The organism is Glycomyces tritici (assembly GCF_030403505.1).
The window spans coordinates 728,666-749,405 of the sequence record NZ_JAUEMJ010000003.1 but is presented as its reverse complement, the minus strand read 5'-3'; the positions used below and the strand labels follow the sequence as shown (position 1 = coordinate 749,405).

Below are 20,740 nucleotides of genomic sequence, written 5' to 3'. Positions count from 1 at the left end.
TTACCAAACCTCCTGGGGCACACGGTAAAAGCCCAGTACAGTCCAGGGGGGCTCAGGAAGGCGGCCCAGACTGTCCTGCGGCCTCGGCGCGCAGCCGCAGGCCGGGCCGGTGGCTCGACCGCTCAGTCGGCGCATCCGCGCCGTCCATGCACCAAGGCCGATGCCGCCGTAGCATCCCCATGGTGGACATCGAATTCCGTGCCGCCCGCGCCGACGAGGCGCCGCTGATCACCGGCCTGGCGCTGCGGTCGAAGGCGCACTGGGGGTACGACCGGCACTTCATGGACGCGATCCGCGACGAGTTGACGTACTCGCCTGAGGTGTGCGCCTCCGGCACGCTCGTCGTCGCCGAGCGGGCGGGTCGGCTCCTCGGCTTCTACCGCCTGATCGAAGGCGTCCCGGAGAGCCGCCTCGAGTCCCTGTTCGTGGACCCGCTCGCGATCGGCACCGGCGTGGGCCGGGCCCTGCTCGACCGCGCGCTGCTCGCGGCCGAGGCGCTGGGCGCCCGGTCGGTCGCCCTTGACGCGGACCCGTACGCCGAGCCGTTCTACGCCAGGTTCGGCGCGATCCGCATCGGCCAGATCCCCAGCGAGTCCATCCCCGGAAGAATGCTGCCGCACATGCGGTTCGACCTCCCCGGCCGCTAAGCGCGCCAACCGGTCCGGGTCGCGAGCAGCGGCCCGGCGACCCGGAGGGTCTCGGTCCCCATGATGTGGATCCGGGCCTTCGCCGCGATGGGCCCGCCCGCCGCGACGGCCGCCCCGGCGGCGGTCAGGTCCGCGAACACCGTGCCCTCCGTTATCAGCGCCAAGGCGTCGAGCGGCAACCAGACCAGGGCCGCGATGTCCGGGTCGTCGGGTTCGAACGCGACCGGCTCCTCGGCGAACTCCGCGAGGAACATGCAGAAGTAGGTGAACGGCCCCGCCGGGAGGTCCGGCCGGTACGGCGCGAACGGGTAGTCGTTCTTGTAGCGCTGCACGATGAACGGGGCCGGCGCGTCGTCGGTGCGCGACTCGCGCAGCTCGTCGCTTTCGAGGTCGTGCAGGTAGGTCAGGTCCGAGGGCAGCAGCCGCACCGGCACGCCGAGTTCTTCCCCGGCCTCGCGGAGCGCGCAGCCCCAGACGTCCTCGCCGGGCTCCATGCCGCCGCCGACACCGCCGACGAACCAGTCGGCGCCGCTCGCGTCCGCCGCGTCGATCCCGTTGGCGTTCAAGGTCACGAGCACCTTGCCGTCCCGCACCAGGAATACTCCGGCGCAGAACGGCCGCCCGGCGGTGAGCCGCCGAACCGCTGCGGCCGACGCGTCGGCCTCCCGCCAGAGCCGGGCCTCGGCCGAATCGGTGTACTCGCGCGTCATCGCATTGCCTCCCTTGCCGAACCCCGACCGTACTCGACCCCGGCGGGTCAGGCCCGCCCCGCGGCGGCGGCGCCGATCGAGCGCGTCCAGTCGAGGATGCGCGCCGCCACCGCCTTCGGGTCCGCGTCGTCGGTGCGCACGACCGTGTCGAACAGCGGCCGGTAGGCGCGGGCGTCGCGCAGGGCCGACTCGACCTGCGCCGCATGCCATCCCCTGGCGCGCAGGCGGTCCGCGCGGATCTCGTCGTCGCAGTCGAGCAGCAGGTAGCCCGTGGCGCTGCGCAGCTCGCTCGGGATGCTGGGGCTGAGGAAGACCACCGGGTGGCCCGACCGCCGCGTCATGTCGATGATCCGCCGCCACATCCGCCCGTACGCGGGCCAGACCGGCGCGGCCTCCGGGACCGCGATCGGCACGCCGAGCAGCGCGCTGTCCTCGAGGAGCTCGTCGATGTCCATGACCACCAGGCCGTTCCCGGCCGCGAGCAACCCTGCCTGCACGCTGGTCTTCCCGGCCCCGGGAGCGCCGCTGACGGCGTAGAGCGGTGCGAGTTCGGTGTCCATCGGCCCAGTCTCGCGGCCCCGCCGCGCGATCGCACCTGGTTTGCGTCGCTGTGCGATCAGTCGGCGAGGCGCGCCATCCACGGGCGCTCGCCGTAGGCGAGCGCCATCGCCTCGCGGAGCCATCGGCGCTGCGGCGCCTCCAGTTTCGGCAGCATCGCGGCGAAGTCCAGCTCGTCCTTGGGCCGTGCGCCATTGGCCTTGTACATCAGCTGGATCTCGGGGGCCAGGTACGGGATGCCGTCAGCGTTGACGAAGCCGATGTCCTTGAGGGGCCGCCTGATCCGGGGGTGATGGCGTGACACCCAGTCCTCGCCGTCGGACTCGTCGAGCATGAACTGGAGGCGCCAGGGCGCGTCCGCGCTCGGACGGCACCAGACGTCGTGGACACGGGCCGGCAGGATCTCGCCGACCGCCCAGGGCCGCAGCACACCCGGAGGATCGGCGGCCCACCACTCCCAGCCGGGGAGCGCCTGCTGCGCCGCGAGCTGGTCGCGGCGCAGGAGCAGGATGTCGATGTCGGCGTGCTCGCGGAACGGCTCGCCGACCGCGAACTCGATCGCGTACCCGCCCGCGATCCACCACGGCGCATCGACCGCCGCCATCAGTTCGCGGACCTCGTTCGGGGAAGCGGGCTCCCAGCGGCCCAGATCTTGCGCAGTCATCCGCGCATTCTCCAGCCCGGAGGCCGTGGGCGCGACCGGATTGCGAAGCGGCTCAGCCGGTGGCGGGCCGGGCGATGCCCTCCGGGAAACCGGCCGCGCCGAGGGGGAGTAGACCCGCTCGGAGCCGCGGGCGAAGAGCTGCCCGGGGCGTGGCCGAGACCGCGCCGGGTCCCCGAAGGGGGCGGCCGACCTCCGGGGATCATGGACGCCATGACCGAAGCGCCGATCGAACTCTGCTGCCTCCTCCGGGCCCTCCCCGGCGCCGAGGAGGCCATGACCGCCTACGAGGACAAGGTGACCGCGCTCGTCCCCGAGCACGGAGGCGAGCTCGTGTCGCGCGCGCTCGGCGACGGCGCGGACGGCAACCCCCACGAGGTCCACGTCTACCGCTTCCCGAACCAGGCCGCCCTCGACGCCTACATGGCCGACCCGCGCCGCCTCGCCCTCGCCGAGGAGCGCTCCGCCACGGTCGCGAGCACGGTCCTGTTCCCCGTCCGCATCGCCTGAGGCGCCCTACGCGAGGAGCTCTCCCAGGCGCTCCACCGCCTTCGCCTGCGCCGCTTGGACGGTGGCCGTCGCCTGGACCGACAGCTCCTCGCACTCGGTGTCGAGCGTGGCGTTGGGCACCAGGAACTTGAACCCCGTCAACCGCCCCTCCACGTTGACCTCCGCCGAGCAGAGGTCGTCGTCCGTGGTGTGGGAGAAGCGCTCATGCGCGCTGCGGGCGATGCGGTCGCGCAGCTCGTCGCCGGCCCGGTCGGGCACGCGGGCCGCGACGAGGTCGGCATGGGCCCGCTCGAGGAGCAGCACGTACTCCGAGCGGGCCGCCTCCGCAGCCGTCCACGCCGCCTGGATCGCGTCGGCCACCGCCGGATTGCTCAACCGGTCGATCGTCGGACTCAACGCCAGCGACTGCAAGCGCCCCAGGTAGTCCAGGCGCAGCCACGCCACCCGGTCGGCGTCGGTGCCGTCGAAGCCGCGCCGCATCAGCTCCTCGGTGAGCGACTCGGCCCGCTCGGCGAGGTCCGCCGCCTGCTCGTACCGGTCCCGGCTCGGAGCCGCGTCCAAGGCGCGGTCGACGCCCTCGCGCACCGCCCCGGCGGGGAGCCGGGCGGCGGCGTGGCGTCCGGCGGCGAGACGGTCCTCGTAGTCCTCGGGGATCTCGATCCGGTTCATCGGTTTTCCTCCTCAAGCGCTGGTCAACGGCATCGTCCCCACGGCGCTCACGGATCGGTCACCGATCGGTCATGCCCCCGCCGCCGGGACTTCGAGGAATGCGTCACTTATGCCGTTGTGGGACACTGGGGGACCCTGTCCCGGTCTGAGTGAAGGCGGAACCACATGCCCCACCTCGACGTGCGCCTGCTCGGGCCCCTTGAAATCCGAGTGGACGGCACGCCCGTCGCGATCCCCCGCGGCAACACCGCGACGGTGTTCGCGATCCTCCTCGACGAGGCGAACAGCGTGGTCCCGCTCGAGAACATCGTGCGCGCGGTCTACGGCGTCGACATCCCGCAGGACCCCGAGACGCAGGTGCAGAACACCATCGGCGTGCTGCGCCGCAAGCTCGGGGCCGCCCGCGACCGCGTCGAGACCGTCGGCCGCGCCTACCGGCTCACCATCGGCGCCGACGAACTGGACGCATTGCGCTGCAAGGGCAACGAGGACCGCGCCCGCGCCCTGCGCATGGAAGGCCGACTCGATGACGCCGTCGCCGCGCTCCGCGAAGCGCTCGGCGAATGGCGCGGCCCCGCCCTCGCCAACCTCTCCGGGGTCACCGTCGACGCGATGCGCCGCCGCTACGACGAGCACCGCCTGGCCCTCCTCGACCGCCGCGTCGACCTCGACCTCGAGCTCGGCCGCGCCGCCGAGGTCGTCGACGAACTACGCCAGATCGTCGCCGTCCACGGCACCCGACAGCGCTTCACCGCACTCCTCATGCGCGCCCTCCACCTCTCCGGACGCACCGCCGAAGCACTCGAAGCGTATGCGGCGCTGAAGGAACGCCTCGCCGACGAGCTCGGCGCCGACCCCGACCCCGCGCTGCGCGACCTCAACGCCGCGATCCTCCGCGAAGGTCCGCCCGCCACCGGCCTGGGCGCGCCGCTGCTCGCCCCCGAACCGCCGTTCCCGCGCCGCATCCCCGCGATGCTCCCGCGCGCCAACACCCGCTTCACCGGCCGCACCGACCAGATGCGGGTCCTCGACGGACTGCTCGACGCCGCAGCGGGCACGGCCGGACTCGCCGTCGTCGCCGGCATGGGCGGCGTCGGCAAGACCGCCCTCGCCGTCTCCTGGGCGCACCGGGTCGCCCACCGATTCCCGGACGGGCAGCTGTACTTCAACCTGCGCGGCTTCGACCCGCTCGCGCCCGGGGCCGACCCGAGCACCGTCCTCGGCGAGGCGCTCGTCGCACTCGGCGTCGACGCCCACCAGCTCCCGGCCGGGATCGACGAGCGCATCGGCCTGTACCGCACGGTGCTCGCCGGGCGCAGCGTCCTCGTCGTACTCGACAACGCCAGAGACGCCGCCCAAGTGCGCCCGCTCCTACCGGTCGCGCCCGGCTCGTTCACCCTCGTCACCAGCCGCGACCGCCTCACCGGGCTCGACGCCACCGAAGGCGCCGACATCGTGCCGCTCGAACTGCTCTCCGACGCCGAAGGCTGGGCACTCCTGGTGCGCCGCATCGGCATGGACCGCGCCCTGGAGGAGGAGCGCGCGGTGCTGCGCATCGCCGCGTCATGCGGCCGCCTGCCCCTGGCGCTCACCTTGATCGGCGCGTGGGCCGCCGCCCACCCGCAGTTCTCCCTGGCATCGCTCGCGGACCGGCTCGAGACGACCACGAACGTGTTCAGGGTCCTCGCCTCCTCCGACCCCGCCTCCGACCCGCGATCGGTCTTCGCCTGCTCGTACCAGGCGCTCGGCTCCCGCGCGGCGCGCGCCTTCCGCCTCTTCGGCCTCCATCCCGGCCCGGACCTGACCGTCCCGGCGATGGCCAGCATGATGCAGGTCCCGGTGGGCGACGCGGAGGAGGCGCTCGCCGAACTCGTCGACGTGCACCTCGCCGACCAGCCCGGCGTGGGGCGGTACACCATGCACGACCTCCTGCGTTCCTATGCGGCCGAACGCTTCCGCGACGAGGTCGCCGAACCCGACCGCCGTGCGGCCGAAGCGCGCCTGGTCGACTACTTCGTGCACTCCGCGAACGCGGCCGACCGGCTCATCGGAGTGCGCGGCGCGGGCGTCGACATCGGCGAGCCCGGCGACGGCCTGGTGCCCGAGCCCATCGCCACGGCGCAGGAGGCCCTGGCCTGGTTCTCGAGCGAATACGAGGTCATGTGCGGCCTGTTCCGTCGCGATCCCGCACCCGGCGGCGACACCAGCCTCTGGCGTCTGTCCTGGTGCATGGCCTCGTACATGATCGAGGTCAGCCACGGCGACGACCTGTACGAGACCCAGACGGTCGCGCTCGCGGCGGCCGAGCGCTGCGGCGACGGCTTCGGCCAAGTGGTCTCCCTCGGGTACCTCGCCGCCGCCCGGATGCTGCAGGGCGACCGGGAGGCGGCCGAGGAGCTGCTCGAACGGGCCATGGCCATGGCGGACCGGCTGCAGCAGCCGTGGGCGAAGGGCTTCATCTGCTACGCGTGGTGCTTGCAGGCCAACCGCATCGGCGACGACGCCGATGCGGTGGCGTTCGGCCGAAAGGCGCTCGCCCATTTCGAGGCGGCCGGCGACCTGCACTGGACGTTCGTCGCGACCTGGATCGTCGCCTGGCACAGCGTGCCGCTGGGCGAGATCGAGGAGGCCCGCGTGCTCTTCCAAGACCTGCTCGCCGCCGCCGAGGCGCACGGCGTGCCCTTGGGCATGGCGGCCGCCCGCCTAGGTTTCGGTCGCATCGCTCATTGTGAAGGCCGTTTCGAGGAGGCGTTCAGTGAGTACGCGCTCGCTGAGAAGTTCTATGTCGAGCTGGCGATTCCGCAGAGTGCGGCCTTTGCGCGGGAGTTCACCGGCGACGTGCACGACACCCGCGGCGACACCGCCGCGGCCCTCGCCGAATGGCGCGAGGCCGAACGCGTCTACGCCGAGTACCGCACGAGCTTCGAACTCGGCCGGGTCCGGGCGAAGATCGCCGGAAGGGCCGCCTGAGGCCGAAGCGCCGCGAACCTCAGGACGACCCAGGCCGCACCGGCGGGCGAGGCATGGAAGAGGAAGCGCCGCAACCGAGGCACGGCCTGGACGAAGGGCCGCAACCGAGGCACGGCCTGGACGAAGGGCCGCAACCGAAGCACGGCCTGGACGAAGGGCCGCAACCGAAAACACGCCTCGGACCAGGTTCCGGACCGCAGGTAAGACCGGACGACGAAGGGCCGCACCCGTAGGCGCGGCCCTCGAAGAATTCACCGCTCAGGCGGTGTCGGCGTCGAAGTCGGTCGCCAGGAGCGCCTCGACCGCCGGGCCGTACAGGGACTCGGCCGACTCCGAGACGCTGGCGAGGCCGATGAAGCCGTTCACGCCGTCCACGTCTACGACCACGATCGCGGTGTCCTCGAACAGGTCCTCGGTGTCAGGCGACTCGGTCCAGGAGTTGCGCCATTCGGCGAGCACGCCCGGGCGACCGTCCACTTCGACCTCGGTGTACACGATCTCGCTCATCTGGTAGCCCGTGACGGTGTCGAATCCGTCCGCCAGCCACGTCTCCGCGGCGGCGGCCGCGCTCGCGTTCAGGTCGGTCGCGTCGTACGGGGCCACGGCGCCGTTGTACACGCCGACCCCGAAGAAGGAGATCCACTCGTTGCCGTGAGGCAGGAAGTAGCCCTCGGCATCGTCCAGCAGGCCGTACGCCTCACCGGGCCCGAAGTACGGGCCCCAGCCCTCGCCGGGGATCGGCGTGACCGAGCCGAGCGCGGGCACTTCCAGGTGCGTCCCCGAGGGTCCGGCCGGAGCCTCCGGCTCCTCGCCGCCCTCGCCCTCGCCCTCGCTCTCGCTCTCGATCTCGCCATCGCCGCCGCCGGGCGTGTTGTCGGCGGTCGCGGAGTCGTCCCCGGCGGTGATGCTGCCTTCGTCGTCGTCGTTACCGAGGAGGAAGTACCCGCCGAGCGCACCGAGCGCCATGAGCAGGACGACGCCGATGACGAGAAACGCGGTGCTCGCACCGCTCTTGGTGTTCGGCTGCACCGGCGGCGCGCCGTACTGCTGGTACGGGAGCTGCTGGCCGGCGGCCGGGTCGTACTGCGGGTACTGGGCATGGGGGTCGGGCTGGCCCGGGTACTGGGGCTGCGCGGAGTACTGCGAGGTCGCGTAGGCGTCGCCGCCGACCTGCCCGGGGGCGTAGCCTCCCGCGGGCGGCTGGGCGCCGGGCTGGGAAGGCCCGTACTGGCCGCCGGGCTGCCCGGCGGGGTCTTGCGGGGGGTACGTCATGGATCGATCGTATCCGGCACCCGCCGCGCCTGTCGCCCTCAGGTTTTGCCCCCGAGGGGCCCACGGAAGGTGCCAGCGGCCTGCGCCGCATCGCGTGAATAGGCGGACCGGACATTAAACCGGGACGGGTGCCGTACCCGCCCCGGTTTCAGGGATCCGAAACTAATCCCTAGTATTCCCGCCCTGTCAAGAGCGGTTTCGTTAGCGAACCATTACCGTTCTTCAATCCCGTAGGCGAGCACGGCTTGGCAATCGGTGCGACAGGCCGCACTAGTGGCGTTCGTCCTCCAGGACGCGCGTGGCGACCGGACCGGAGTGCTCGTAGTAGACGGTGCGGGCGGGCAGCGGGAACGCCGACGTGCCGAACGGCGAGGAGGCGCCGATGTGGCCGGACGTGAACTCACCGACCTCCAGGTGTCCGGGCTTGACGGCGCGGCTGCGGGTCTTCTCCGCGTCGCGGCCCGCGTTGTCGGACCGGCGGCTGGCGATGTTCGAGTCACTCATGCGCTGGATTTTATCGGGCCCCTCAGCGGACGGGCACCCGATCAAGGGTGCCGGGCGTCACGCCCGGCCGGCAGCGCAGTACCCGCCCGAGCGCGAGCCGCCCGCCGACCCACAGGCCGTACCGGGAGACGGCCCGGTAGCCGTAGCCCGAACAGGTCGGCACGAACCGGCACTCTACCTGCACGCGCGGCGAGAGCCGCCGCCGGTAGCCCGCGATCAGCCGCAGCCCGAACCGCCGGGGACCGGGCCGATGCCGCTCCCGCGCGGTGGCCAGACGCTCGGGCGTGAGCCGACCGAAACCGAAGAGCGCCAACGCGAACGAATGGAACGGCCCGGGATCGGTCGCCCCGCCGCACGCCGCCGCGCACGCATTGCAGGGACCGCCGGGACCGCAGGCCGCGCCCAGCGGCTCGCCGCAGCCGGCCGAGCACCCCGGCTGGTAGGCGCTGGCGCAGCCCGAAACCTCCACAGGACCGTTCTACACGTCGACCGGGCTCGGCAGCGACCGACCGAGGGGAAGGAGTGGCCAAAGTGGCGGGAGTGTACGAGGGGGAGACCGATGGAGTTGCCGAAGCGGCGTAGATGAGCGAGGGAGACCGATCGAGTGGCCGAAGCGTCGGGAATGCGAGCGAGGAGGACCGATCGAGTGTCGATTAGGGATGGTTAGGCGGGCTCCGGCATAGATGCAGATACACCGCCCGTTATGAGGTGAACACCCCTATATCAGGGAATTGCCAGGGACGGTTCAGGGCGCGCTCAGCCTCATGTCCCACGGTGGGGGGCCTCGGGGAATGAGGGGTTCCCGAGGGGTTATGGACCCGGTGAGGCGGATCTTCGGACTCATCCTCCACTGACGATCGCCGCTGGCCCGTCTCACCGGGTACTTCTCCGCCGCAGAAGCGCCCCGAATCCAGCGGCACTCACTCGCGGCCGGTAGTCGCATCACCCACCCGCGGCTTCGCATCCAATGGCCTCGCACCGCACTTGCGTCCAGTGGTCGCGCCACCCACTCGCGGCCATGCGCCCACTGCACCGCGTTCGCGGCCGGTAGTCGCGCCACCCACTTGCGGCCCCGCGCCTCACGGCCTCGCGCCGCACTGGCGGCCGGTAGTCGCGCCACCCACTTGCGGCCCCGCGCCTCACGGCCCCGCGCCTCACGGCCTCGCGCCGCACTCGCGGCCAGTAGCTGCATCGCTCACTCGCGGCTCTGCACCCCACCGCGCCGCGGTAGCAATACCGAGCGTTACTCTTGTCTCACTTGCTGTCACACTCTGATGTCAGGGTTATAGACCGGGGGCCCATCGTGCGGAACATATCCGGAATATCCCGATAATCCTCGCGGCAAACCTGAACAGTCCTCCCGGACTCGCGGCTCAGCGGTAGCGCTCGGGATCCGGCAGCAGTTCGTTCATCGCACCGGACCGGAACCCCTGCTCGTCCAGGCGCACCTCGGCGAAGCCCTCGACAGCCGCGAGCACCTCCGGCCGCCCGGCCACCGCCGCCACCAGTTCGGCGTCGATCTCGACCTTCGCCGTGTCCCCGCCCAAGTCGCGCACCCGCAGGTTACGCACCGGAATAGCGGCCTCGGTGAGCGCACGCCGCAGCGCGTACTCCGCGTCGGCGACGCGCTCGAGCCCGCCCGCCGTCACCTCCACTCCGTACGCGATGCGGCTCGCGAGGCAGGCCGCCGCCGGCTTGTCCCAAGTGGGCAGACCCCACGACAGCGAAGCGGCGCGGATCTCGGTCTTGCTGAGCCCGGCGTCGGCCAGCGGCGTGAGCGCCCCGGCGTTCGCGGCGGCGCGGATGCCCGGGCGGAACCCGGCGCGCACGTCGTCGGCGTTCGTGCCCGTGGCGACCGCGGCGATGCCGCGCTCGGCGGCCAACGGCGCGACGACGCTCATCAGCTCGGTCTTGCAGAAGAAGCAGCGGTCTCCGGCGTTGGCGCGGTAGCCCTCGCGCGAGAGCTCGTCGGTGGCCGGGGCGTGGTGCGCGATCCCGAGCCCGGCCGCGAACTCGCGGGCGCGCTCGAGTTCGATGCGCGGCAGCGAGGGCGAGACGGCGGTCGCAGCCTCGACCCGCTCGGGCCCGAGCGCCCGCACGGCCGCCGCGAGCAGGAACGCCGAGTCGGCGCCGCCCGAGAACGCCACCATCAGGGACGGCAGCGAAGCGAGGCGGCCGAGGAGGGCGTCGACCTGCTCGGCGGGCGGGCCGTCGAGGTCGCGGGAGGCGCCGGCACCGGCGGTGTCGGTCGTCGGGGGAGTCGCCTGAGCCTGGGAGGTCACCTCACAGAGACTATCCCGACGCGCGCACTGGCCCGTTTTCAACGGGCATTCCGGATATGTTCCGAACAATGGGCCCCCGGTCTATAACCCTGACATCAGGGTGTGACATCAAGTGAGACAAGAGCAACGCTCGGTATCGGAATGCGGAATGCGGAATGCGGAATGCGCGGGGCGGGTCCTGCGCCGGTGCTACTCGAGGGCGCAAGGCGACGTTCGGCGTGGGGCGCGGGCGTGCGCGAGGGCGCTGCCGGCGCTACTCGAGGTCGCCTGCGACCGCGCGGAGCAGTTCGGCGATCTTCGCGCCGGTCTTGCGGTCCGGGCGCCGGCCGCGCGCGAGCGGCGGCATGACCTGCTGCTCGAGCACGCCGATGAGGTCCTGCAGGAGGCTGTTCAGCTCCTCGGGCGAGCGCTTCGGCGTCTCCGCCGCGGCGGCCGCACCGGCCTGCGGGGCGGCCACGACGTGTACGCCCATCGCCTGGACCCCGCGGCGGGTGTCGATGATGCTGTACTCGACCTTGGTGCCCTTGGCGAGTTCCTCGACGCCTTCGGGCAGCGCGTCGCGGTGCACGAACACGTCCTTGCCGCCGTCATCGCGGGAGACGAATCCGAATCCCTTCTCGGCGTCGAACCATTTCACTCGACCACTGGGCACCGCTGAACCTCGAACTTCTCGTCTGCAGGGAACTGATGAGTCCGTCAAGCCTAGCGTGACACGAGATGAACCGAATCGAACGCTCGGGTGACCGGGCGGCTACGCGACCGCCCCTACGGGATCGCGATCGTCAGCTTCGGGACCAGCCCGAGCTCGGCCGCGCCGCCCAGCAGCCGCTCGACCGCCGAGCGGCCCTCGGCCCCGAGGTCCCGCGAGAACTCGTTCACATACAGGTCGATGTGCATGCGGCACACCTCGTCCGACATCTCCTGCGCGTGCTCGGCCACATAGGCGCGGCTCGCCTCCGGGCGCTCCCACGCGTAGTCGAGCGAGGCCCGGATCGCGGCGGTGACCGCATCGGTGTCCAGATGGGACTTCGCGACGATCGCGCCGAGCGGGATCGGGCAGCCGGTGCTCCCCTCCCACCACTCGCCGAGGTCCACCAGGGACCGCAGTCCGTACTCGCCGTAGGTGAAGCGCGCCTCGTGGATCACCAGGCCGGCGTCGAAGCGGCCGTCCCGCACCGCGGGCATGATCTGGTCGAACGGCACGACCTCCCACGCCACCTCCGGCGAACCCAGATCGCGCAGCCACAGGTTGAACAGCATGAACGCGGTGCTGCGGTCCGAAGGCACGGCCACGCGCTTCCCGGCCAGGTCGGCGACCGAGGTCCCGGCGACGGTGAGCACGAGCGGCCCGCACCCGCGGCCGAGAGCGCCGCCCGCCGGCAGCAGCCGCCACTCGTCGCCGAGGTACGGCAGGGCCGCGTACGAGACCTTCGCGACGTCGAACTCGCCGCGCGCGCAAGCGGTGTTGGTGACGTCGATGTCCGCGAACGTCAGCCGCGTCGCCGGGGCGCCGTCAATGAGGCCCGAGGTCCACGCGTGGTAGATGAAGGTGTCATTGGGGCAGGGCGAGTGCGCCAGGTGCAGCGGGGCGCCGGTGCTCGATGCGTCCACGCGCTACAGCTCCCTGATCGCGGTGGTGAGCGACTTCAGGGCCGCGCCCCAGTCCCACTTCTCGACCTCGCGGTCGCCGACGAAGTTCGAGACCCCGCGGATCTCCGCGAACGGCAGCCCGGCCTGCTGCGCGGCCGTCGCCACACCGAAGCCCTCCATGGCCTCCCCGATCGCGTCGGGGTAGCGGTTGACGAGATTCGCGGCGAGTTCGTCAGAGCCGGTGATCGACGCCAAGGTGAGGATCTCGCCGCGTACGCCCTCGACCGCGACGGTGAGGACGGTGTTGCAGCCGATCCGGTTGGTGCCGAAACCGAGCTCGTCGATCGGCTGGAAGCCCGAGGGGAGGGCGACGCCGAGCTCGGCGGCCACCGAGTCGGTCGCGATGAGGAGGTCGCCGATCCGGGCCCTGCCGCGGAACGCGCCGCAGATGCCGGCGTTCACGACCACGTCGTACGCGCGGCCCATCTGGCTGTTCTCGGCGATGGTCCGGGCCGTGGCGGCCGCGGCGGCGGCCGGACCGACACCGCAGACGAGGACGTCCAGCTCATGGCGGAGTGAGCGCCCGGCCTCGACGGCCTGGGCTTCCTCGGGGACCGCGCACACGACGAGAATTCGCATGACCACAACGCTACCGGGCGACCGGAGGCCGCGGCGGTGCCGGAGCCGTGGCGAACGCCTCCTGCAGACGCGTCCCCGCCCCTGGGAACACCCGGCCCTGCGGACGGGTCCCGGCGGCCCCCGCGGCCGCCTTCCGGCCCCGCGCCGATGACCTCGTGGGCCTTCCAGCGGCGAGGCGAAGTCGAAGGTCGACTCTGTCCTCGTGCCGATGGGCCCGCGGCCCGCGGCGGAATGTGGCGCATGCCGCTCCCCGCCGGGCGCACCGTCCGCCGGGTCCGGACGCGAACTGACCTATGCTTGCAAGCGTGCCTGACACCTCTACCGCCGCCGCAAAGGCCCGCAGCCGCAAACCGCGCCTGGACCGGGTCCTCGCCGACGCCCTCGACCTGGCCCGCGAGGCCGCCGAAGAGGCCGGCGAGGGAGTCGGTGAGTACCTGGGGGTCGAAGCCGAGACCGAACGGGTCGTCACCCACTACTTCGACTGCACCCTCTCGGGCTACCGCGGCTGGCGCTGGGCCGTCGTGCTCACCCGCGCGCCGCGCGCCCGCGTCGCCACCGTCTCCGAGTCCGCGCTCCTGCCCGGCCCCGAAGCGCTCCGCTCCCCCGCGTGGGTGCCCTGGGCCGACCGGCTCCAGGGCGGCGAGGTCGGCACCGGCGAAGTCCTCCCGACCGAGGACGACGACGACCGCCTCATGCCCGCCTACCAGCTCTCCGACGACGACGCCGTCGAGGACATCACCTTCGAGCTCGGCCTCGGCCGCGAACGCGTGATGAACCGCGAAGGCCGCGCAGAGACCGCGCAGCGCTGGTACGACGGCGACCGCGGCCCGACCGCGCCGATCGCCGAGGCCGCACCGGCCGCCGCGCGCTGCGGCACCTGCGGGTTCTTCCTGCCGCTGGCCGGCTCGATGCGCCTGGCCTTCGGGGCCTGCGCGAACCTGTACTCCTCCGAGGACGCCCGCGTGGTCTCCGCCGACCACGGCTGCGGCGCCCACTCTCAGATCAGCGAGTTCGTCGACACGACCCCGCAGGGCGTGGAGAAGTCCGAGGTCATCTACGACGACGAGGGCTCCGAGCTCCTCTGAGCCGGCGCGATCCAGCCTCCTTCGGCGGCTTCCTCCGCGGAGCGGCCGGATGGTGTCGCGCCGCATGATCGCCCGGATGGTGCCACACCGCATCATCGTGGTCGCGTTGCGGCGATGCGGTGCTTCGGTCTCGCCGTACCGTTCCGCCCGCGCGTCGGTTCGGCTCCGCTCCTCGTGCGCCGCAGACTCGCTCTAGCGTCTGGCTCCGCCGCACGGACGCCGCCACGTTGTTCTAGCTTCGGTGCTTCCGATCGGCCACGGCCATGCCGGCGGTGCCGAGGAGGCCGATGATCACGCCGGCGAGGGCGCAGGCGGCCCACCATTCGCGGCCCGAATCAGCCAGGTCCTCGCGGAAGATCTGCGTCAGCACCAGCGCGACCGCCCACAGTAGAGTTCCGATCGCGGCGATCGGCATCATGCGCAGTTTCACCGCTTCGGGAGCGGGCAGTTCCGGGGTCCGCTTGACGCGCTGGTAGGCCTCGCGAGGGGACGCCGACGAGCCGGACGAGGCCGGTGGCTGGGAAGTTCCGTCGGTGGACACGCTGCCAATGTACGCTGCGTCAGTGCCTGCGACAATCGGTCACGCTGACATGAAACGACGTCGTGTCGACGCGAGCGGGCCGGGGCGCCGCCGGATTCCTTGGAGCAAAGGCGATCCGTTATCGGCACCCCGCCGGTTGTGGTCCGCCGGTAGGGTTGGGCGTACGCTCGGATGAGCTGGCGATGCGGCGCTGACAGACGACACGCGAGGGGTGGAAAGGCATGAGGCCGGTACGGTTCGTAGCCCTCTCAGAGGATGGTCATGCGCTGGTGCTCGCCGACGAACTCGGGAGGCTGCTCGCGCTGCCGATCGACGAGCGTGTCGCCGCGGTGGTCGACGTCCCCGAGGGCGGCAACGCACTCCGGGCCAAAGTAGAGGGTGCGCCGAGCCGGCCCGAGACCTCTCGTCGCCCGGTGCCGCAGCGCCCCGCCGCCGTCAGCCTCTCTCCCCGCGACATCCAGACCCGCATCCGCTCCGGTGAGAGCGCCGAGGACATTGCCGCGTCCGCGCAGGTCGCGGTCGACCGGGTCCTGCGCTACGCCGGGCCGGTGCTCCAGGAGCGCGCGATGCTCGCCCAGGCCGCCCGCCGCTCGCGGCTGGCGACCTCGGAGCGCGGCGAGCGCATGTCCAATGTGGTCGATGTGAAGCTCGGGACGCACGGGGTCGACCCCGAGGCGGTCTCGTGGGACGCCTGGCGCACCGAGGACGGCTCGTGGCTCGTGCAGGCCTCGTGGTCGTCGGGCAAGACGACCGCGCGTGCGCGCTGGAAGCTCGACCGCGCCCGCCAGACGGTGACGCCGGACGACGAGATGGCGCAGTTCCTCTCGACGCCGCTGCCGCAGCAGATGCCCGGACACCAGGAGCCGATGTCGGAGCTCGGGGTGCGCCCGGGCGATCCGGTGCGGCCTTCGCGCGACCCGATGCACGGGATGCGCGACGACGACGTCTCCTCGCACCCGGACCCGCTGCGGCGCGACCGCCTGCGCGAGGTGCTGGAGCGCCCGCTCGACGACATGGCGGGCCGCGGCAAGCGGACCTCGCAGCTGGGCCTGCCGGGCACGTCCGCGCCGGAGCAGCGCGAGACGCCGGAGGTGCCCTCGCTCGCGGTGCTGCGCCCGGGCAAGCGCTCGGCGGCCGAGGACGACATGAACACGCCGCCGCTCGCGGCGGCCGGATCGAAGCCGCGCAACCAGCTCCCGGGCTGGGACGACGTGCTGTTCGGCTCCGCCGACAAGAAATAGAGCGGCTCCGCCAGCAAGAAGTAACCCGGCGTTGCCGGCAAGCAGTAGTCCGGCTCCGCCCACAGCAGCAGCCCGGCTCCGCCGCCAAGCGCCGGATGGCCGGGAGGTCGGCAAAATGCGAAGAAGGCCCGCGATCTGTTCGATCGCGGGCCTTTGTCGTACCCGTATGAGACGGTGTCCTTTTCATTGGTAGTGGTGAAGGTGGGACTGGGCGGGTACCCGGGGCCACCCGTATGCCACCCGCATGACGTGCCACGGGACGGGCCATCAGGGCCGTCCCGTTTTCGCTGCCCCCGGCCCCGCCCCACCGGATTGCGAGAACTCGATCACGGTTACTGGCTAGCCGACCGGTAAGTAGATATCCTTGCATGCAATGTCCCCGGTCATCATCAGTCAGCTGCAGCGCACCTTCCGCGCGCTCGCCTACCCCGGCTTCCGCATCTACGCCGCCGGGCAGCTGCTCGGCACCCTCGGGTTCTGGCTCCAGACCACCGCCATCAGCTGGCTCGTGCTCGAACTCTCCGGCAACTCCGGCACCGCCCTCGGCTGGACCCTCGCCCTCCAGTTCGGCCCCTTCCTCCTCTTCGGACTCCAAGGCGGCAAGATCGCCGACGGCTTCGACAAGCGCCGCATCCTCCTCCTCTGCTCCCTCGCCTCGGCCACCGTCACCGCCGGCCTCGCCGCGGTCGTGCTCACCGGGCACATCGAGCTGTGGATGGTCTACGTCGGCATGTTCGCCTTCGGCTCCGTCTCCGTCATCGAAGGCCCCGCCCGCCAGGCGTTCTACTCCGAACTCGTCGACGTCGAAGCCCTCCCCAACGCCGTCGGCCTCGGCAGCGCCATCTTCAACATGAGCCGCATCGCCGGGCCCGCGCTCGCCGGCCTGCTCATCGCGCTCACCTCCACCGGCACCGTCATCGTCGTGTGCGCGCTCATCTTCCTCGGCCCCGCCCTCGCCTGCGCGGTCCTGCTGCGCCGCAGCCTCTCCAACCCGGTGCGCCGCAACGCCGCCTCCGGCGGCATCCGCGACGCCCTGCGCTACACCGCCGCGCGCCCCGACATCATCGCCGTCCTCATCGTCTCGCTCCTCGTCTCGGGCTTCACCTTCAACTTCGCGCTCACCCTCTCGATGCTCGCCCGCACCGAGTTCGAGACCGGCGCCGACTCCTACGGCCTGCTGCTCACCGCCCTCGCGGTCGGCGCGCTCGCCGGGTCGCTCGCCTCCGGGCGCCGCTCGACCCGCCCCAGCCTCAACACGATGCTCGCCTCCGCCGGCCTGCTCGGTGTCGGCACGCTCTTCGTGGGCTTCGCCCCCACCATCTGGTCCGCGATGGCGCTCCTCGCGCCCACCGGCTTCGCGATGGTCTACTACGCGCAGGCCGCGAACCAGCGCGTCCAGATGGGCGTGCGCGCCGACTTCCGCGGACGCGTGCTGAGCCTCTATATGCTGGTCTTCCTCGGCTCCACCGCCGTGTTCGCGCCCATCGTCGGCGTGTTCATGGAGGTCTACGGCGCCCGCTCGGGCCTGTGGCTCGGCGGCATCGTCGGCATCGCGACGCCGGCCGCGCTGGCCCTGGCCAAGCGCGCGCAGGTCAAGCGCCGCGCGGCGGCGGGGGCCGTCGGGGCGAACGCGCGGCTCGCGAGCGTCCCCGAAGCGGCCGGCTGACGGGGGCACGCGCAACCGGCGGTTCGCGCCAGAGTGCGAGGCCGAGTGTTCATTCACTCTTATCAGGCGATTCCCACTTCATGAAAAGAAGCGGACCCCCTCGCCGCGCAGAGTTGTCCGAGTGCTCCCTCCATACCCGTAACCTCCTGCGCCTCCGCCGTCTCAGGCGTCAACAGGAGTGTTACTTCGACGAAATTACTGTCTCGTCCCGTGGGATTTCACTGAATTAACCGCTCGGCTTGCTGCGAGGATAGGTCACATCGTGACAGCCCCGACCGCGCCGCGCGACACACCTCTCGCCGCAGCGCGTGTCACTGACCCCGAGTAGAGCCCCTGGAGGGAATCCAGTGAGTGCCTCCGCCACCGCGGTCCCGCAGGCCGCGACCCAAGTGCGCACCGAGCGCCTCTTCGCCGCGCTCCCGCTGCCGGACAACGCCGTCGCCGACCTCGCCGAAGTCGTCGCGGACCTCAACATCGCCCGCCGCGGCGCCCCCAGCCGCCCCGGCGCGATCGGCCGCCGCACCCCCTCGACGCGGCTCGTCCGCTCCGAGAACTGGCACCTGACCCTCTCCTTCCTCGGCGAGGTCCCCGCCGACCGCTGCGCCGAGACCGCCGAGGTCATCGCCGCCGCCGCACGCGCATCCGAGCCGATGCGCCTCTGCGTCTCCGGCGGCGGCAGGTTCGGCCGCGGCCGGTACTCCGTCGTCTACGCCGGGCTCGACGGCGACGTCGCCGCGCTCGTGGACCTCGTGCACCGCATCCGCGCCGGGCTCATCGCCGGCGGCCTGCCCGTCGACCAGAAGCAGTACCGCCCGCACGTGACCCTCGCCCGCCCCGGCGACCGCGTCACCAACCAGCAGGCCGCCCAGGACCTGCTCACCCTGCGCCGCTACTACGGTCCGAGCTGGACGGCCGGCGAGGTCGTGCTCTACCGCTCCGACTTCGGCAAGGGCCCCGTGGGCGTGCAGCCGCTCTACACTCCGGTCGCCGTCGCGCCCCTCGGCTGAGACCCGAACGGGCACCGGGCGGGCGGACCACCGCCGCCGCCCGGTGACGCCCCGGACCCGCCGCCCGCGCCCGGGGAGAAACCGCCTCGCGATCTGCTCGAAAGCACCGCTCCGGGCAACCGTGACCGGTAGAAAGAGGGCATGTCCCACAGCGCCAGCGGCACCGGCCGCTCCAGTACCGTCGCGTCCCCGGCGGGCCAGAGCGGCGGCACCTCCCGGTCCGGGCGCCCGCTCGCCCGGGTCTTCCTGCGCGCCTCAGGGATCACCGCCCTCGTCTGCTGGGCGCTGCTCCTGGTCTGGGCCTCCTTCGGCACCGGCCCGAGCTCCGGCTCCTCCGGCGTCTACATGATCATCGGCACCGTGGGCTCGGTCCTGCTCGTCGCCGTCGTCATCGCCACCGCCGCCACGCACGCGGGACTGCGGACGATCATCGCTGCGCTCTTCGCCGCCGTGGTCGCCGCCGTCCTCGGATGGTCGGTGTACTCGTCGATGCCCGAGGCCGGGCCGGGCCAGTTCATCACCCACCGCGCGGGCGTCGCCGCCCTCGCGTACGTCTTCGGCGTCGTCGGCGGCGGCCTCCTCGCCCTCTCCGAGTTCGTCGTCGAGGGCTACTCGGGCGGCCGCGCCCCCGCGCCGAAGCAGTTGCGCCGCAAGGTCGGCGTGCTCGCGTCCGCGATCGTCGTCATGCTTGCCGCCGCCCTCGCCCCCGCGATGCAGCTCTGGGCCGAACTCGCCAACCAGGACGTCCTCGTCGGCGACGCCGCCGCCACCGGCAGCGCCACCGACCCCGGCCTCGACAGCCTCGCCGACCTCGCCGGGGTCGGGCGCTTCACCGACACCCCGTACGGGCTCCTGCGCACCGACCACCCCGCCGAGCCGACCCCGCAGGCCGTCACCATGCTCGACCCGGCCACCGGCGCCGCCGTCTGGTACCACCGCCGCTGGAACTGGCTCTCCTCCCAGCCGCCGGTCCTCTCCCAAGCCCAGGACCTCGTGGCGCTCACCGGCCCCCGCGCCGACAACAACGGCGACTTCCAGACCCGCGTCCTCGGCGCCCGCGACGGCGACGAGGTCGCCACCGCCGACTTCGACGGCTCGCCCGGCGTCCTCCTCGGCCTCGCCCCCGACCGCCTGCTCTACACGAAGGACAAGAGCGAGACGTTCAGCGTCTACGACTTCGGCGGCGGCCTGGAGTGGGAGGCCGCGATGCCCGACGGCTGCGAGGGCACCGCCGCGCAGCTCGCCGGGGGCCGCGCGCTCGTGCTCGCCGACTGCGTGCCCGCGCCCGACCGGTCCGTCGCCCGCGACATCGTGCTCGCCTTCGACCTCGACGACGGCGCCCCCGCCTGGCAGCGGGAGATCGAGCGGGGCGCGGTGGTCGTGCCCGAGTCGTTCCTCGTCACCGAGGACTCGATCGTCCTCGACAGCCGCATCGAGCACCGCGTGACCGACGGCCCGTTCTCCGCGCGCCGCTTCGAGCACCAGCTCATCGCGTACGCGATCGCGGACGGCGCCGAGCGGTGGCGGGTGGAGGACCAGACGTTCGGGTCCACGAACTCCTCGGCGTGCGGCGGGACGCTGCACCTGTCGCAGCCGACGTCGACCGCCGCTTCGGGCGTGACCGCGGGCGGGGAGGCGAAGGCGCAGGTCCCGGCGTCCGAGCGACGCACGGTGCAGATCATCGAGTGCTTCACCGCTAAGGACCGCGAGGGCTCGTGGCTCGGGGTCATGGCCTACGACGCGGACACCGGCGAGCGGCTGTACCGCAGGGCGGTGCGGCTGGGCTTCACGCCGCTGGACCCGGAGGTCGCGCGCGGTTGGGCGGCGGTGCTCCCCGACAACCGGGCGATGCTCGCGGCCGACCTCTCGCTCGACCCGACCCGCCCGGAATGCCGCCTGTACGAGGTCACGGAGGGCCGGGCCAGCGAGGTCCCGTTCGCGGCCGAGAGCGCCGACGGCACGCCGATCCCGGCGAACTGGTGCCACGACGCGCAGCTCAGCCCGCTCGGCACCGGCGCCGCCGTGAGCTTTGTGGACGAGGACGGGACGCGCGGCATCGTCGTGGTGGAGTGAGCGCGGTCGCTCGTGAGCGCAGTCGTGGAGCGGGTGCGGTCCTCGTGCTCGCACTGCGAGGGTCGCGAGCGTGATTCGTGACGGGCGCACTGCGGGCATCGCGAGGGGCGCTCGC

At 72.2% G+C, this 20,740-nt stretch carries 20 protein-coding genes; 8 read left to right on the top strand and 12 right to left on the bottom strand.

Annotation, left to right across the window (positions count from 1 at the left end; translation table 11 throughout):
• Positions 1–179 precede the first annotated feature (179 nt).
• Positions 180–647, top strand: a complete 468-nt coding sequence (locus QWI33_RS13730; RefSeq protein WP_289957706.1) for a GNAT family N-acetyltransferase — start codon at positions 180–182, stop codon at positions 645–647.
• On the opposite strand, the gene QWI33_RS13725 is transcribed toward QWI33_RS13730, so the two are convergent.
• Genes QWI33_RS13725 through QWI33_RS13715 form a run of 3 tightly spaced genes read right to left on the bottom strand, consistent with a single transcriptional unit; the run spans position 644 to position 2,579 of the window.
• Positions 644–1,357 carry an NUDIX domain-containing protein gene (locus QWI33_RS13725; protein ID WP_289957705.1) on the bottom strand — a complete coding sequence of 238 codons (714 nt, stop codon included), beginning with the start codon at positions 1,355–1,357 and terminating at the stop codon, positions 644–646. The two genes, QWI33_RS13730 and QWI33_RS13725, sit on opposite strands and share 4 nt — an antisense overlap.
• Before the next feature lie 47 nt (positions 1,358–1,404).
• Positions 1,405–1,917, bottom strand: a complete 513-nt coding sequence (locus QWI33_RS13720) for a P-loop nucleotide/nucleoside kinase family protein (RefSeq protein WP_289957704.1) — start codon at positions 1,915–1,917, stop codon at positions 1,405–1,407.
• A gap of 56 nt (positions 1,918–1,973) precedes the next feature.
• Positions 1,974–2,579: a nucleotidyltransferase domain-containing protein gene (locus QWI33_RS13715; RefSeq protein WP_289957703.1), complete on the bottom strand. Its 606-nt coding sequence runs from the start codon at positions 2,577–2,579 to the stop codon at positions 1,974–1,976.
• Positions 2,580–2,789: 210 nt separating this feature from the next.
• On the opposite strand from QWI33_RS13715, the gene QWI33_RS13710 reads away from it, so the two are divergent.
• A complete protein-coding gene (locus QWI33_RS13710; protein WP_289957702.1) occupies positions 2,790–3,086 on the top strand; it encodes a DUF1330 domain-containing protein in 297 nt (98 codons plus the stop codon).
• 6 nt (positions 3,087–3,092) lie between these two features.
• Here QWI33_RS13710 and QWI33_RS13705 read toward each other — a convergent pair whose 3' ends face one another.
• The gene (locus QWI33_RS13705) at positions 3,093–3,755 is read right to left on the bottom strand and encodes a hypothetical protein (RefSeq protein WP_289957701.1); all 663 of its coding nucleotides are present in this window, start codon (positions 3,753–3,755) and stop codon (positions 3,093–3,095) included.
• A gap of 165 nt (positions 3,756–3,920) precedes the next feature.
• Between QWI33_RS13705 and QWI33_RS13700 the strand changes: the two genes are divergently transcribed.
• A complete protein-coding gene (locus tag QWI33_RS13700) occupies positions 3,921–6,725 on the top strand; it encodes an AfsR/SARP family transcriptional regulator (RefSeq protein ID WP_289957700.1) in 2,805 nt (934 codons plus the stop codon).
• A gap of 258 nt (positions 6,726–6,983) precedes the next feature.
• Here QWI33_RS13700 and QWI33_RS13695 read toward each other — a convergent pair whose 3' ends face one another.
• The 7 genes from QWI33_RS13695 to QWI33_RS13665 form a co-directional block, all read right to left on the bottom strand.
• A complete protein-coding gene (locus tag QWI33_RS13695; RefSeq protein WP_289957699.1) occupies positions 6,984–7,997 on the bottom strand; it encodes a hypothetical protein in 1,014 nt (337 codons plus the stop codon).
• 270 nt (positions 7,998–8,267) lie between these two features.
• Positions 8,268–8,501 carry a hypothetical protein gene (locus QWI33_RS13690; RefSeq protein WP_289957698.1) on the bottom strand — a complete coding sequence of 78 codons (234 nt, stop codon included), beginning with the start codon at positions 8,499–8,501 and terminating at the stop codon, positions 8,268–8,270.
• Between the two features lie 22 nt (positions 8,502–8,523).
• Positions 8,524–8,970, bottom strand: coding sequence for a membrane protein insertion efficiency factor YidD (gene yidD / locus QWI33_RS29585; RefSeq protein ID WP_289957697.1), 447 nt, complete (start codon positions 8,968–8,970; stop codon positions 8,524–8,526).
• A 904-nt stretch (positions 8,971–9,874) separates the two neighbouring features.
• Positions 9,875–10,783 carry an ATP-dependent sacrificial sulfur transferase LarE gene (gene larE / locus QWI33_RS13680; RefSeq protein WP_289957696.1) on the bottom strand — a complete coding sequence of 303 codons (909 nt, stop codon included), beginning with the start codon at positions 10,781–10,783 and terminating at the stop codon, positions 9,875–9,877.
• A gap of 253 nt (positions 10,784–11,036) precedes the next feature.
• Positions 11,037–11,435 carry a cold-shock protein gene (locus QWI33_RS29360; protein WP_353895454.1) on the bottom strand — a complete coding sequence of 133 codons (399 nt, stop codon included), beginning with the start codon at positions 11,433–11,435 and terminating at the stop codon, positions 11,037–11,039.
• Between the two features lie 113 nt (positions 11,436–11,548).
• The gene (locus QWI33_RS13670; RefSeq protein WP_353895469.1) at positions 11,549–12,367 is read right to left on the bottom strand and encodes a 1,4-dihydroxy-6-naphtoate synthase; all 819 of its coding nucleotides are present in this window, start codon (positions 12,365–12,367) and stop codon (positions 11,549–11,551) included.
• Between the two features lie 30 nt (positions 12,368–12,397).
• Entirely contained in the window at positions 12,398–13,012 is a 615-nt protein-coding gene (locus QWI33_RS13665) for a futalosine hydrolase (RefSeq protein ID WP_289957694.1), read from the bottom strand.
• Positions 13,013–13,317: 305 nt separating this feature from the next.
• Here QWI33_RS13665 and QWI33_RS13660 point away from each other — a divergent pair, with 305 nt between their 5' ends.
• Positions 13,318–14,097, top strand: coding sequence for a DUF3027 domain-containing protein (locus tag QWI33_RS13660; protein WP_289957693.1), 780 nt, complete (start codon positions 13,318–13,320; stop codon positions 14,095–14,097).
• A 232-nt stretch (positions 14,098–14,329) separates the two neighbouring features.
• On the opposite strand, the gene QWI33_RS13655 is transcribed toward QWI33_RS13660, so the two are convergent.
• Positions 14,330–14,638, bottom strand: coding sequence for a DUF2530 domain-containing protein (locus QWI33_RS13655; RefSeq protein WP_289957692.1), 309 nt, complete (start codon positions 14,636–14,638; stop codon positions 14,330–14,332).
• Positions 14,639–14,859: 221 nt separating this feature from the next.
• On the opposite strand from QWI33_RS13655, the gene sepH reads away from it, so the two are divergent.
• From sepH to QWI33_RS13635, 4 genes are all read left to right on the top strand, one after another.
• Positions 14,860–15,879 carry a septation protein SepH gene (gene sepH, locus QWI33_RS13650; protein WP_289957691.1) on the top strand — a complete coding sequence of 340 codons (1,020 nt, stop codon included), beginning with the start codon at positions 14,860–14,862 and terminating at the stop codon, positions 15,877–15,879.
• A 373-nt stretch (positions 15,880–16,252) separates the two neighbouring features.
• A complete protein-coding gene (locus QWI33_RS13645) occupies positions 16,253–17,545 on the top strand; it encodes an MFS transporter (protein ID WP_289957690.1) in 1,293 nt (430 codons plus the stop codon).
• 347 nt (positions 17,546–17,892) lie between these two features.
• Positions 17,893–18,552: an RNA 2',3'-cyclic phosphodiesterase gene (gene thpR, locus QWI33_RS13640; protein ID WP_289957689.1), complete on the top strand. Its 660-nt coding sequence runs from the start codon at positions 17,893–17,895 to the stop codon at positions 18,550–18,552.
• Between the two features lie 141 nt (positions 18,553–18,693).
• Complete coding sequence (locus QWI33_RS13635) at positions 18,694–20,625, top strand: outer membrane protein assembly factor BamB family protein (protein ID WP_289957688.1); 1,932 nt, start codon at positions 18,694–18,696, stop codon at positions 20,623–20,625.
• Positions 20,626–20,740 lie beyond the last annotated feature (115 nt).

Coding starts and splice junctions, on each gene's coding strand:
- QWI33_RS13730 (WP_289957706.1), top strand. CDS start 180: ATGGTGGACATCGAATTCCGTGCCGCCCGCGCCGACGAGGCGCCGCTG.
- QWI33_RS13725 (WP_289957705.1), bottom strand. CDS start 1,357: ATGACGCGCGAGTACACCGATTCGGCCGAGGCCCGGCTCTGGCGGGAG.
- QWI33_RS13720 (WP_289957704.1), bottom strand. CDS start 1,917: ATGGACACCGAACTCGCACCGCTCTACGCCGTCAGCGGCGCTCCCGGG.
- QWI33_RS13715 (WP_289957703.1), bottom strand. CDS start 2,579: ATGACTGCGCAAGATCTGGGCCGCTGGGAGCCCGCTTCCCCGAACGAG.
- QWI33_RS13710 (WP_289957702.1), top strand. CDS start 2,790: ATGACCGAAGCGCCGATCGAACTCTGCTGCCTCCTCCGGGCCCTCCCC.
- QWI33_RS13705 (WP_289957701.1), bottom strand. CDS start 3,755: ATGAACCGGATCGAGATCCCCGAGGACTACGAGGACCGTCTCGCCGCC.
- QWI33_RS13700 (WP_289957700.1), top strand. CDS start 3,921: ATGCCCCACCTCGACGTGCGCCTGCTCGGGCCCCTTGAAATCCGAGTG.
- QWI33_RS13695 (WP_289957699.1), bottom strand. CDS start 7,997: ATGACGTACCCCCCGCAAGACCCCGCCGGGCAGCCCGGCGGCCAGTAC.
- QWI33_RS13690 (WP_289957698.1), bottom strand. CDS start 8,501: ATGAGTGACTCGAACATCGCCAGCCGCCGGTCCGACAACGCGGGCCGC.
- QWI33_RS13665 (WP_289957694.1), bottom strand. CDS start 13,012: ATGCGAATTCTCGTCGTGTGCGCGGTCCCCGAGGAAGCCCAGGCCGTC.
- sepH (WP_289957691.1), top strand. CDS start 14,860: ATGAGGCCGGTACGGTTCGTAGCCCTCTCAGAGGATGGTCATGCGCTG.
- QWI33_RS13645 (WP_289957690.1), top strand. CDS start 16,253: ATGTCCCCGGTCATCATCAGTCAGCTGCAGCGCACCTTCCGCGCGCTC.
- QWI33_RS13635 (WP_289957688.1), top strand. CDS start 18,694: ATGTCCCACAGCGCCAGCGGCACCGGCCGCTCCAGTACCGTCGCGTCC.